General features: G+C 70.0%; 14 protein-coding genes. 6 read left to right on the top strand and 8 right to left on the bottom strand.

Annotated elements, in window-relative coordinates; translation table 11 throughout:
- Positions 1-19 precede the first annotated feature (19 nt).
- A complete protein-coding gene (locus tag ABKA17_RS37120) occupies positions 20-409 on the top strand; it encodes a VOC family protein (RefSeq protein ID WP_353696776.1) in 390 nt (129 codons plus the stop codon).
- Here ABKA17_RS37120 and ABKA17_RS37125 read toward each other — a convergent pair.
- Positions 406-1,080: a hypothetical protein gene (locus ABKA17_RS37125; protein WP_353696777.1), complete on the bottom strand. Its 675-nt coding sequence runs from the start codon at positions 1,078-1,080 to the stop codon at positions 406-408. The genes ABKA17_RS37120 and ABKA17_RS37125 overlap by 4 nt on opposite strands.
- 20 nt (positions 1,081-1,100) lie before the next feature.
- A complete protein-coding gene (locus ABKA17_RS37130) occupies positions 1,101-1,403 on the bottom strand; it encodes a hypothetical protein (protein WP_353696778.1) in 303 nt (100 codons plus the stop codon).
- 240 nt (positions 1,404-1,643) lie between these two features.
- Here ABKA17_RS37130 and ABKA17_RS37135 point away from each other — a divergent pair, with 240 nt between their 5' ends.
- From ABKA17_RS37135 to ABKA17_RS37150, 4 genes are all read left to right on the top strand, one after another.
- Positions 1,644-2,066, top strand: coding sequence for an Hsp20/alpha crystallin family protein (locus ABKA17_RS37135; protein WP_353696779.1), 423 nt, complete (start codon positions 1,644-1,646; stop codon positions 2,064-2,066).
- A gap of 119 nt (positions 2,067-2,185) precedes the next feature.
- Positions 2,186-2,587, top strand: a complete 402-nt coding sequence (locus ABKA17_RS37140; protein ID WP_353696780.1) for a DUF2267 domain-containing protein — start codon at positions 2,186-2,188, stop codon at positions 2,585-2,587.
- A gap of 109 nt (positions 2,588-2,696) precedes the next feature.
- Positions 2,697-3,476 (top strand): alpha/beta fold hydrolase, encoded by a 780-nt coding sequence (locus ABKA17_RS37145; protein ID WP_353696781.1) that lies wholly within the window; start codon positions 2,697-2,699, stop codon positions 3,474-3,476.
- A gap of 252 nt (positions 3,477-3,728) precedes the next feature.
- Positions 3,729-4,067, top strand: coding sequence for a hypothetical protein (locus ABKA17_RS37150; RefSeq protein ID WP_353696782.1), 339 nt, complete (start codon positions 3,729-3,731; stop codon positions 4,065-4,067).
- Positions 4,068-4,148: 81 nt separating this feature from the next.
- Here the strand turns inward: ABKA17_RS37150 and ABKA17_RS37155 are convergent, their stop codons facing one another.
- Both ABKA17_RS37155 and ABKA17_RS37160 read right to left on the bottom strand, forming a co-directional pair.
- Entirely contained in the window at positions 4,149-5,642 is a 1,494-nt protein-coding gene (locus ABKA17_RS37155) for an MFS transporter (RefSeq protein WP_353696783.1), read from the bottom strand.
- A gap of 119 nt (positions 5,643-5,761) precedes the next feature.
- Complete coding sequence (locus ABKA17_RS37160; protein ID WP_502994502.1) at positions 5,762-7,135, bottom strand: DUF445 domain-containing protein; 1,374 nt, start codon at positions 7,133-7,135, stop codon at positions 5,762-5,764.
- Positions 7,136-7,324: 189 nt separating this feature from the next.
- Here ABKA17_RS37160 and ABKA17_RS37165 point away from each other — a divergent pair, with 189 nt between their 5' ends.
- Positions 7,325-8,662 carry an SGNH/GDSL hydrolase family protein gene (locus tag ABKA17_RS37165; RefSeq protein ID WP_353696785.1) on the top strand — a complete coding sequence of 446 codons (1,338 nt, stop codon included), beginning with the start codon at positions 7,325-7,327 and terminating at the stop codon, positions 8,660-8,662.
- Here the strand turns inward: ABKA17_RS37165 and ABKA17_RS37170 are convergent.
- Genes ABKA17_RS37170 through ABKA17_RS37185 form a run of 4 tightly spaced genes read right to left on the bottom strand, consistent with a single transcriptional unit; the run spans position 8,659 to position 12,120 of the window.
- Positions 8,659-9,486 carry a DUF1707 SHOCT-like domain-containing protein gene (locus tag ABKA17_RS37170; protein ID WP_353696786.1) on the bottom strand — a complete coding sequence of 276 codons (828 nt, stop codon included), beginning with the start codon at positions 9,484-9,486 and terminating at the stop codon, positions 8,659-8,661. The genes ABKA17_RS37165 and ABKA17_RS37170 overlap by 4 nt on opposite strands.
- A 32-nt stretch (positions 9,487-9,518) precedes the next feature.
- Entirely contained in the window at positions 9,519-10,493 is a 975-nt protein-coding gene (locus ABKA17_RS37175) for an ABC transporter ATP-binding protein (RefSeq protein ID WP_353696787.1), read from the bottom strand.
- Between the two features lie 3 nt (positions 10,494-10,496).
- Positions 10,497-11,261 (bottom strand): ABC transporter permease, encoded by a 765-nt coding sequence (locus ABKA17_RS37180; RefSeq protein WP_353696923.1) that lies wholly within the window; start codon positions 11,259-11,261, stop codon positions 10,497-10,499.
- 58 nt (positions 11,262-11,319) lie between these two features.
- Entirely contained in the window at positions 11,320-12,120 is an 801-nt protein-coding gene (locus ABKA17_RS37185; RefSeq protein ID WP_353696788.1) for an ABC transporter permease, read from the bottom strand.
- Between the last annotated feature and the right edge of the window lie 198 nt (positions 12,121-12,318).

Raw genomic sequence — 12,318 nt, forward strand, 5'->3', positions numbered from 1 at the left:
TTGCGAGGAGGCACCACCCATGACCGTCCGCCGGATCATGCCCGACTTCCAGGTCGACTCCGAGGAGTCCATGAAGGCGAGCAGCGACTTCTACGGCCTGCTCGGCTTCCGCGAGGTCATGAACATGGGCTGGGTCGTCACCCTCGCCTCACCCAGCAACCCCACGGCCCAGATCAGCTTCTTCACCGAGGAACGCACCGCGCCCGTCGTCCCCGACCTCAGCGTGGAGGTGGAGGATGTCGACGCGGTGTACGCGCAGGTCATGGCGGCGGGCGCGGACATCGTACGAGAGCTGCGGGACGAGGAGTGGGGCGTACGGCGCTTCTTCGTACGGGATCCGAACGGCCAGGTCGTGAACGTGCTGACCCACCGGGACCAGCTGCCGTCGGACCAACCCCCCTCGGCCTAGGCGCCGTTGGACGCGGGCTCCCAGTCCGGGCAGTACTCGACGTGCACTTTGGGCACCGTACGGTCCAACAGGCCGGAGGCCGGGTGCAGTTCGGCGCACGCGTGGCCGTCGAAGCGGCGCATACGGCGGTCCCGGCCCGGCCCGGTGTCGGCCAGGTCGAGGAAGTCCGCGGCGGCGTCCGCGAAGGGCAGTGCGCTGCCGCTCAGTACGAGGGTGTCGGCGGCGGTGGTGAGGCGGAGCCGGTCGCGGAACCCGGCGTGATGGGCGCCGGGGACGAGCCGGTCGCTGTCCGAGGGGAAGTCGGCCCGCCGGAACTCGACGGTGTGCGGGCTGCCCTGCCCCAACCGCCCCCGCACCTCCTTCCACCGGGAGGCCGGGAACTGCGTCGAGTGATGCACCAGCAGCAGATCACGGGCGCGGTACGGCTCGGGCAGCGCCGTTCCGACGGGCCGCTCCTCGTGCCTGCGCAGCGGGAGGTGGACCAGCGAGCGCGGCGAACGGGCGGCCAGCAGCCAGGCCGCCGCCAGCTCGGCCGCCGCGGCACGGTCCACCCAGAGGTCCAGCCAGTGCTCACTGTCGTAGCAGAGCGCACGGCTCAGCCCGGTCGTACGCAGCACCCGGTACTCGTCCGGTCCGAGCCGCACCCGGTGCTCGGTGACGCCCAGTCTCATCCCACCCCCTCGCCGACAGCTCAGCCCCGCCGGTCCGCCACGGCCCACGACGCGAGGGCGACGGCCCCCGCCACCCCGAACACGGCGGGCCAGGCCCCCACCTTCTTGGCCAGCGGATGCGACCCGGCGAAGGCGGCGACATACCCGGCCGTCAGCGCCCCGGCCGCCTTCCCGCCGGCCTGCCGCCGCCACTGCTGCGCGGCCGCGGCCCCGGCGGCAGCCAGCACGACCCCGCCCAGCTGCCGCTTCTTCGTCCAGCGAGCCACGCCGTACCCACCGACGAGCCCACCCGCCGCGACCACCGCGCTGGGAACCTTCGCCATGTCCGTCTCCTGCCGATCACGATCGGGGTGTCCCGATCGCCGTGCCTGATCCCGGTCTCCCGATCGCCGTATCGCTGTAGCGCGACCGCGGTATACCGAGGTCCTGAGCTTCCGAGGCTAACCCCGGCCCCGGCTGCCGGCCCGAACCTGAGTCGGGGGTTGTCAAGTTTCCTCCTCCGAGTTATATAAGAAGGCGTCAGGGCATCGCACCCCAGTTTCTGACGAGAGGAGTGACCTGTGATGCTCATGCGTACGGACCCCTTCCGCGAATTCGACCGACTCGCGCAGCAGGTCTTCGGCGCCACCCGCCCGGCAGCCATGCCGATGGATGCCTACCGGTCAGGGGACGACTTCATCGTCCACTTCGACCTCCCCGGCATCGACCCCGAGACGATCGACCTCGATGTCGAACGCAACGTCCTCAACGTCCGCGCCGAGCGCCGTTCGCCCGCCCCCGAGGGCGCGGAGACGATCGTCGCCGAACGTCCCACCGGGACCTTCACCCGCCAGCTCTTCCTCGGCGACACCCTCGACACGGAGCGCATCGACGCCTCGTACGAAGCCGGGGTCCTGACACTGCGCCTCCCCGTGGCCGAACAGGCCAAGCCGCGCCGCATCCAGATCACCGGCGACGGCCGGGAACGCAAGCAGCTGAGCAACTGAGCAGTTGAGCGACTGAGCGACTGAGAAACCGAGCAACTGACCGCACACCGGCGAGCGCCCCGCACGGCTGCTCCGCGGGGCGCTCCCGGCCATGGACGACGAAGGAGAGACAGCCAGGCATGGGCAGCTGGACTGAACTGGTGGAACTGGTAAGGGAATCGGGCAGCTACCCGACCGCGGCAGAGGCGGAACACGTCACCCGCGTCGTCCTGATGGCCCTCGGGAGCCATGTCACCGGCGACGAACGCGTGGACCTCGCCAAAGCCCTGCCGGAGCGGGCCGCGAGAGTCGTCGCCTCCCAGATCCCGGCCCATCGACCTCTGACAGCCGCGGAGTTCGTGGAATCGGTCGCGGCACGCATGGAGGGCGCGACCACGGCGACGGCCCGCTGGGACGTCAGCTCGGTGCTCAGCGTCCTGCCGAGGGTGGTGGGCGAGACACTGACCGACCGGATCCTCGACCAACTCCCGCCGGGGTACGCCCTGTTGTTCGGCCGGGCGGAACTGGCCCGGGCGGTCTGAACCCGACGTTCCGATTCCGCGAACAGCACGGCCGGCGTGCCGTCGGATTCCCCGTGTGGTCTTCTGGGCGAGCGCAGACACCGCACAACTCACCGGCGAGGGAGCACACTTGCCCCACCTCACCACGTCCGACGGCACGCACCTGGCCTACCGCGACCACGCCCCACCCGGGCCGACGGCAGGCAAGACCCTGCTCCTGCACGGCCTCGCGGGCCACATGGGCGAGTGGGACGCCCTGCTCCCGGCCCTCCTCACCTCCGGCTTCCGCGTGGTCACCTACGACGCCCGAGCCCACGGCGCGAGCACCCGCCGCCCGCCGACGGTGACACGCCAGTCGTACGTCGACGACGCGGCGACCCTGGTCACCGAACTCGCCCTCGCCCCCGTGACCCTGATCGGCCAGTCCCTGGGCGGCCATACGGCGATGCTGCTGGCGTCGGCGCGTCCGGAACTGGTGGACGCGCTGATCCTCGTAGAGGCGGGTCCGGCGGGGCCGAGTCCGGAGGTGCCGGCGCAGATCGGCGGCTGGCTGGACAGCTGGCCGACGCCGTTCCGCTCCCTGGAGGAGGCCGAGGGCTTCCTCGGGCACGAGGGGTGGGCGCGGGGGCTGGAGGAGCGGGCGGACGGCTGGTGGCCACGGTTCGACCGCGACCGGATGGTCGACTCCCTCACCGAACTCGCCGAGAACGCCTACTGGCAGGAGTGGTCGCGCGTCAGCTGCCCCACGCTCGTCGTCCAGGGCGAGAAGGGCACCATGCGGCCCACGGAGGCGACCGACATGCGGGCCCTGCGCCCGGGCACGCGGGTGACCGTGGTGCCGGACGCCGGCCACGACGTACACCTGGAACAGCCGGAGCGGCTGGCGGAGGCGATCGAGCGGTTCCTGTGACACGGGTGCCGGGGCGCACGAAATGCCGTGACATCAGGGGTAGTTGAGCCGGGCGTCCGAGCAGCCGACGTCTGTACCGCCGTTCCTGGGCGGCCCCGCGTGCCACGGACGCACTCTCGCCGCAACCTACAACTTTGCAGCTGCACCCCGAGCCGACACAGGGCAGCCTGAACAGGCAGCCTCCCGCTGCACCGGGCACCGACCACAGCCCGTCCCACTTCGGCACTTCATCGACCGGGGGAGCAACACATCATGCGTAATCGACTGAAACTCGGGGCCGTTGCCCTTGCGGCGGCCTTCGGAGCGGTCATCACCGCGGGACCTCCGGCGGCGGCCTCCGACGACGAGTTCTGGACGCGGAGTTGCGGCAGCAAGTACTACGCCTTCTCCGACAACTACACCTCCTGGACCAAGAAGTACTCGGGCGGCGACTGCTCGGGCCACGCCTGGGTCCGTGTCAAGGTCGACGGGAAGTGGCAGAGCTGGAAGCACTCCGCCAACCAGGCCACGATCGAGAAGGACGCCGGGACCATCGAGCTGAGCGAGCACAAGGGGTGCGAGACCTGCAAGGTGTACTTGCTGATTCCCTGAGGTCCGGCGGGGGCTGCCCTTTCCTGGGGGCTGAGGGACACGAACCGGCGTCGGAAAGGGCCGCCCATCCCGCCGTAACGATCAAGCCGTAGCCGCCCGAGACCCCGCCCCCGAAGCCCCCGCCGCCGTCAGCGGACGCGCGATGTCCTCCAAAGACCGTCGCTCCGCCCGCACCGCCAGCATCGCCGCCACCAGCCCCGCGATGCACATCAACGCCGCGCCGATCTGGAAGGCGAGGACCGTGTCGCCCACTCGGCCCGTTTCCGTGAGGTTGGCGAAGAGGAGGGGGCCGCTGATGCCGCCCGCTGCCGTGCCGAGGGCGTAGAAGAAGGCGATGGACATGGCTCGGGTCTCCATGGGGAAGATCTCGGAGACGGTGAGGTAGGCGCTGGACGCGCCGGCGGAGGCGAAGAAGAGGACCGCGCACCAGCAGGCCGTCAACGTCCCCGCATCCAGCGCGCCTCGGTCGAAGAGCCAGGCCGTGCCGAAGAGCAGGAGGCCCGAGAGGAGGTAGGTCGAGGAGATCATCACTCGGCGGCCGACCGTGTCGAAGAGCTTGCCGAGGAGCAGTGGGCCCAGGAAGTTGCCGATGGCGATGACCGCGAAGTAGTAGCCGGTGTTGCCGGTCGGGACGTCGTAGAACTTGGTCAGGATCGCGCCGAAGCCGAAGGTGATGGCGTTGTAGAGGAACGCCTGGCCGATGAAGAGGGCGAAGCCGAGGACGGCGCGTCGGCGGTATTTCGAGAAGACCGTCCGGGCGATCTCCACGAACGTCACGCCGCGCCGCTGGTGGATCGTCAGCTCGGCGTCCGGGGACGGTGGCGGCAGCGGCTCGCCCCTCTCCGCCTCCACCTGCTCCTCGATGGACGAGACGATCTGTTCCGCCTCCTGCTCCCGGCCGTGGATGAGCAACCACCTGGGGCTCTCCGGGACATGACGTCGTACCAGGAGGATCACGAGGGCCAGCACCGCGCCCAGTGCGAACGTCAGTCGCCAGCCGAGGTCCTTGGCCAGTACGGATGTGTCCAGCGCGACGATCGACAGGAGCGAGCCGACCACCGCGCCCAGCCAGAAGCTTCCGTTGATCATGAGGTCGACCCGGCCGCGGTACTCCGCCGGGATCAGCTCGTCGATGGCCGAGTTGATCGCCGCGTACTCGCCGCCGATGCCGAACCCCGTCAGGAACCGGAACGCGAAGAACCACCAGGTGGAGAAGGAGACCGCGGTGAGCGCGGTCGCCGCCAGATACACCGCCAGGGTGATCATGAAGAGCTTCTTGCGGCCCCATTTGTCGGTCAGGCGGCCCCAGAACAGTGCCCCCGTGCATGCTCCGGCCACGTACAGGGCGGCGGCCAGGCCGGTCACCTCACCGGAGGTGATCGGCAGGCCGCTGCCGGGTTCGGACAGCCGTCCCGCGATGTTGCCGACGACGGTCACTTCGAGGCCGTCGAGGATCCATACGGTTCCCAGTCCGAAGACGATCGTCCAGTGCCAGCGCGACCATGGGAGACGGTCGAGTCGCGCGGGGATGTTCGACGTCACGGTGCGGCCGGTCTCGGCCTGAGCGGTGGTCATGGGCTCCCTCCTCCACGTCGAGGCCACATCGAGGCCGCGTCGAGGCCGCATCGAGCTCAAGGCCACATCGAGGCCTCACTTAGTGAGAACCCGTGCCGAGTGCCCGTGAAGGACCCCTTCTACGCCCCCAACGCCCGCGACAGCGTGTAGATCAGCAGCCCGGCCAGTGAACCCACCACCGTGCCGTTGATCCGGATGAACTGGAGGTCCCGGCCGATGTTCGCCTCGATCTTCTTCGTGGTGTGCTCGGCGTCCCAGCCGGCCACGGTGTCCGTGATCAGGGAGGTGATCTCGCGGCGGTACGTCGTCACCACGTAGACCGCGGCGCCCTCGACCCAGCCGTCCACCTTGGCCTGGAGCCGGGGCTCCACCGCCATCCGCGCCCCGAGCGAGAGCAGGGACGCCCGCACCCGCAGCCGTAGCTCACTGCGCTCGTCCTCGGCGGCGGAGACGATCATCGAGCGTACGGCGGTCCAGGCGGACGCGATCAGGTCCTGGACCTCGCCCCGGCCCAGCACCTCGCCCTTGAGCCGCTCGACGCGCGCGCGGGTGTCGGTGTCGGACTGGAGGTCGGAGGCGAAGTCGGTCAGGAAGCGGTCCAGGGCTCCGCGGGCCGGATGCGAGGGCATGTCCCGCATCTCGGTCACGAAGCGCAGGAGCTCCTTGTAGACGCGCTCGCCGACCTTCTTGTCGACGAACCGGGGGGTCCAGCCGGGGGCGCCGCCCTGGACGGCGTCCATGACCTGCTCGTCGTGGAGGACGAGCCAGTCGTGCGCCCGGGTGACGACCAGGTCCACGATCCGTCGGTGGCCGCCGTCGGCGACGATCTTCTCCAGCATCTTGCCGATGCCGGGCGCGATCTCCTGGGCGTCGGCCCGCCGGGTGATCGCCTCGCCCACGACCGCCTGCACGTCCGAGTCCCGCAGCACGGTCAGCGCCCCGCGCAGGGCCGCCGACAGTTCCGCCGTGACCCGGTCGGCGTGCTCGGGTTCCGCGAGCCAGGCGCCGAGGCGGCTGCCGATGCCGACCGCGCGCAGGCGCTGCCGTACGACGTCCTCGGAGAGGAAGTTCTCGCCGACGAACTCGCCCAGGGAGACGCCGAGCTGGTCCTTCTTCGTCGGGATGATCGCGGTGTGCGGGATGGGCAGGCCGAGCGGGTGGCGGAACAGCGCCGTGACCGCGAACCAGTCCGCCAGCGCGCCGACCATGCCCGCCTCGGCGGCCGCGGCGACATACCCGGCCCAGGGGCCCGCGCCGTGGTGCGAGGCCACCTTGGCGAGCACGTACACGAACGCCACGAAGAGCAGCAGACCGGCCGCCGTGGCCTTCATCCGGCGTACGCCGCGCATCTTCTCCTCGTCGGCGGCGCTGAACGCGGTCATCGCGCGGTTAACGGTGCCGGGCGGGCGGGCATGCTGCTCTACGTCCGCGGTATCCGATTCGCCTGGTTTCGTGCGTTCCATCCACTCCACCCGTTCGTGATCCCCGTACACATTGTCCCTTCCTGACCGACTCCTGGAACGGAACAGGAGTTCCCGACGTCTGTCAGGTGGGGGGAGCTCGCTCTCGAACTCCGGTGGCCCAATGGGGGGTCTGTTCAACCACCCCTCATCTCATGACGCATCATGAGGTGATCACATCGGAGCCTCGGGCTCCCGTCTGCCCGAGGAGAACCGCACCGCATGACCAGAAGAAGTGGTTATGCCCTGCTTTCCGGGATCATCGCCCTGATCGTGGCGCTTTCCGCCGCCATATACGTCGGTGTCGCCGCCGACGACGGCAGCACCAGGGAGCGCAACACGGTCGCCCAGGGCGCCGGACCGCGCAACCCCGCCGCCCCCGCCTCCACCGGCACCTGGGTCGGCGCGTGGTCCACCTCCCCGGCGGGCGCCGAGCCCGGCACCGAGACCGAGGGCATGGCGGGCCGCTCGGTGCGCAACGTCGTACACGCCGCCATCAGCGGTACGAGTGCCCGCATCACGCTCTCCAACCTTTACGGCCAGTCCCCGCTGACCATCACGCACGCCTCGATCGCCGTCGCCGCGAGCCAGGACAGCGCCGCCGCGGCCACCGACACCATGCGGCGCCTCACCTTCGGCGGCAACACCACCGTCGTCGTCCCGGCCGGCGGACAGGTCATGAGCGACGCGGTGCGGATCGCCATCGCGTACGGCAGCGACGTCCTGGTCACCACGTACTCCCCCACCCGGTCCGGGCCGGTCACCTACCACCCGCACGCCCGGCAGATCTCCTACGTCGCCGACGGGGACCTCACCGAGGACGTGACGGGGACGGCGTACACCGAGCAGACCCCGTACTGGCGCTACCTCACCGCGCTGGACGTGCTGAGCAACGAGTCGGACGGGACCGTCGTCGTGCTCGGCGACTCCCTCACCGACGGCATCACCTCCACCGAGGGCGCCAACCACCGCTGGACCGACGTCCTTTCGGACCGGCTGCGCACCGCGATCGAGGCCGGCCGCGACCTGCCCCGCTACAGCGTCGTCAACCAGGGGATCAGCGGCAACCAGGTGCTCGCCAACGGGCTGGGGCGCCCCGCCGACAACCAGAGCGGGATCGGGCGCTTCCCGCGCGACGTGCTCGGCCGCACCAACGTCAAGGTCGTCGTCATCGACCTCGGCGTCAACGACATCCTCCGCAACCCGCGCCTGGCCGACCCCGACCGGATCCTCGACGGCCTGCGCACCCTGGTCCGCCAGGCCCACGCCCGCGGCATCAAGGTCGTCGGCGCCACCCTGATGCCCTTCCAGGGGCACCGCGGCTACACCGGGGCCCGCGAGGACGTCCGGCAGCGGATCAACGCAGAGATCCGGGACGGCAAGGTCTACGACGCGGTCGTCGACTTCGACGAGGCGCTCCGGGACCCGTACAACCCGCGCCGGCTGCGCTCCGACTACGACTCCGGGGACCGTCTGCACCCCAGCGACAAGGGGTACGCGCGGATGGCGGAGGTGTTCGACCTGGAGGACCTGAAGGGATCGGCGCCGGCGGAGCTCTAGTCGTCGTACCGGTCCCGGCGGTCGCGCCTGTCGTGGCGGTCCCGCATCAGGTCCCGGTGGCCGTCCAGGAGGCGGCGGTGGGCGTCCTGCACATCCTCGCGGAACCCCTCGTGCAGCTCGCGCATGGACTCCTTGCGGTCCAGCTTCTCCTGCTTGCGCTCGGCCCGCAGACGCTGCCGATCCGCCCTGGGCAGCTTCCGGTACACCTCGACGCCGCCCATCAGCGCGAGCCCGGTGACGATCACCCGCGGGGCGTCCGGATCGTCCGGCACGTCGTGCGCGCGCTCGTCGAAGCCGCCCATGATCCCGAGCCCGCGCACGACGACCTCGACACCCGGCGGCACGATCACCTCGATCCCGCCCATGATCGCCACACAGTTGATCTCGACCTCACGGTCCGCGAAGTTCGCCTCGCGCAGATCGATCTCACCGCCGCCCATGAAGGCGAAGCCGGTGAACCGCCTCGGCACGGTCCAGCGCCCCTTGCGCTGGAACCCGGCCATGACGGCGACGCCCCACGTCGACGAGCCCTCGCCACCGGTGATCCGGGAGGCCCAACTCCCGTCCGCCACCGGCTCCTTGCGCAGGTTCACCGCCGGCAGGGGGGAGGTCGGCAGGTCGCGGGTGATCGGGGTCAGCTCACCGTAGGTCCGCGCCTTGTACGTCGCTTCCAGCCGCTCCTCGAACTCCTCCATGTCGAGACGGCCCTCCGCGAGGGCGTCCCGCAGGATCTCGGATACTCGCTCACGGTCGGCGTCGGAGGCACGAAGGTCCGGGCCGGGGGGCCTGGGGGGTGTCCCCCCAGAAGACACAGCTTCCGTCATGGATTCAGCCTACGAGTTAGCGCCTCGGGCGGCTACGAGACCGCTTTCTCGGATTGCTCGGCGTACATTTTGGCGATCACCGCTTCGATGTCCGGCTCCCGCACCGACAGGTCCACCAGCGGATACTCCGCCGCGATCCGCGCCACCAGCGGCGCCGCCGACTCCGACGCGGGGAAGGCGAGCCACTGACGCGGCCCCTCCACCCGTACGACCCTCGCGGGCGCCGGCGCCTCGATCGGCGGCAGCTCCCGCTCCAGGTCCACCACCAGAGTCCGCTCGCTCTCCCCCGCCTCGTGCAGGCCGGCCAGCGGACCGTCGTACATCAGGCGCCCGTGGTCGATGACCATCACCCGGGAGCAAAGCTGCTCGATGTCCTGGAGGTCGTGCGTGGTGAGCAGGACCGTCGTGCCCCGCTCCGTGTTCAACTCCCGCAGGAAACCACGGACCTTGGCCTTGGAGATGACGTCGAGGCCGATCGTCGGCTCGTCCAGGTACAGCACCTCGGGGTCGTGCAGCAGCGCCGCCGCGATGTCACCGCGCATCCGCTGACCTAGGGACAGCTGGCGCACGGGGACGTCCAACAGGTCGGCCAGTTCGAGGAGTTCGACACAGCGGTCGAGGTTCTCGCGGTAACGGGCGTCGGGGATGCGGTACATGCGGTGCATCAGCTTGTAGGAGTCGATCAGGGGCAGGTCCCACCACAGGGTGGTGCGCTGGCCGAAGACCACGCCGATGCGGTGCGCGAGGCGGGTGCGCTCACGGGAGGGGTCGATGCCCGCGACCCGCAGCCGGCCGCCGCTCGGGGTGAGGATGCCGGTCAGCATCTTGATCGTGGTCGACTTGCCGGCGCCGTTCGGCCCGATGTAGCCGACCATCTCGCCGCGCGCCACGGTGAAGGAGATCGAGTCGACCGCCCGCACCTGGCGACGTTCCCGTTTCAGGAAACCGGTCTTCTTGCGCACGTCGAAGACCTTCTCGACATGGTCCAGTTCGATGAAGGCGTCCATCCGCTAACTCCCCGTACTCCGATACGACCCGAGCCCCGCCCGCCACGCCAGCCCGGCCAGCGCACAGCACCCCACCGCCACCAGCGGCGGCGCGAAGGCCGCCCACTCCGGCAGGTCCAGCGGGTACGGCCGCCCCAGCACATAGGAGGCCGGCACCCAGTTGACGAAGGCGAGCGGCAGCATGAACGTCACCCCGCGCACGAAGTCCTTCCCGAACACGGTCGGCGGGTACTGGAGCAGGGTCGTACCGCCGTAGGTGAACGCGTTCTGCACCTCGCTCGCGTCCTGCGCGTAGATCTGGAAGGCCGCGCCCGCCACGAACACCGCGCCGAAGATCACCGCGCCGCTGAGCACCATCACCGGCACCAGCAGCACCTTCGCCGCACTCCAGTCGACGTCGACCGTCGCCAGCGCCCAGATCAGCACGACCGCGCCCTGGGTGATCCGGCCCAGCCGGCGCAGCGCGAAGTTGTCCGCGCCGATCTGGGCGAGCACCGGCGCGGGCCGGACCAGCAGGGTGTCGAAGGAGCCGTCGCGGATCCTGGTACCCAGGACGTCCATCGAGCCGAGCACCAGGTCGGCGAGCCCGAAGGCGGTGACCGACAGACCGTAGAGGAGGGCGATCTCCGGCAGTGTCCAGCCGCCCAGCGAGTCGACCTGCGAGAACATCAGCAGGATCCCGACGAAGTCCAGGCCGGTCACCGTCAGGTTGCCGAACACCGTGATCACGAAGGAGGTGCGGTAGGTCATCGACGAGCGGATCCACATCCCGGCGATCAGCAGATAGGCCCGCAGCCCCTCGCGCACCCGGGACCTCTTCAAGACCTCAGCCACCCTGCACCACCACCCTGCGGGTCGCCGCCGACTGGAGCAGCCGTCCGGCCGCCAGCAGGACCACCGCCCAGGTCGCCTGGAAGGCGTACGCGCCGAGCGGGGCGGTCTCCCCCATCAGCACGTCCGCCGGCATCTGGATCTGGGCAGCCCACGGCAGCGCCCGCACGATGTCGCCGTACACGCCCGGGAAGGCGTTCAGCGGAAGGACCATGCCCGAGCAGAAGATGCCCGTGATCATCACGGCCTGCGAGATGCCCTGCCCGTCCATGAGCCAGAACGCGCTCAGCGCGGCCAGATAGCGGATGCCGAAGCTGACCACCATCGCCAGGAACAGCGCCACGGCCAGGGCCGCCCAGGAGGTGACGTCCGTGGGCAGCGCCATCGGGAAGAACAGTGCGCCGAAGACGAAGGGGATCACGCCGCGCCCCAGCAACTGGAACAGTGACCGGCCCAAGTCGCTCGCCAGCCACCACAGTTGGAGGTCGGCGGGCCGGTAGAGGTCGACCGCGATCTCACCCGTGCGGATCCGGCCCATCAGGTCCTTCTCCGCGCCGCCGCCCTGGATGGCGAGCGTCGAGTAGAGGCACTGGCCGAGCCATACGTAGGTGACCGCCTGTGTCTGGTCGTAGCCCCCGAGATGGGGTTTCTCGTCCCACAGCGCCAGATATGTGTAGACGAGGATCACGCCGAAGACGGTGTTGGTGAACACCCCTGCGAGCGTCGCCGCCCGATAGGTCGCGTAACGTCTGAATCCCCCCGCCGCGACGGCCACGTACAACCGCCCCGAACCCATCAGCCACAGCCCTCCTCGGCCCGCCCGGACACCGAAGCGCAGGAGCCTAGCCCGGCGATGGTGAGCCACGCCACCCGTTTTTCGGGCAGACGCGTGCCGCTCGCCGGGAACGGAACGCATGGTGCGAGAGTCTTCAACAGGGGACGCAGAAGGCGTACGAGGGCGTATGGCGACGACGTACGACGTGAAGCCGTAAAA

This window comes from Streptomyces sp. RG80 (assembly GCF_040446465.1).
Lineage (GTDB): Bacteria > Actinomycetota > Actinomycetes > Streptomycetales > Streptomycetaceae > Streptomyces.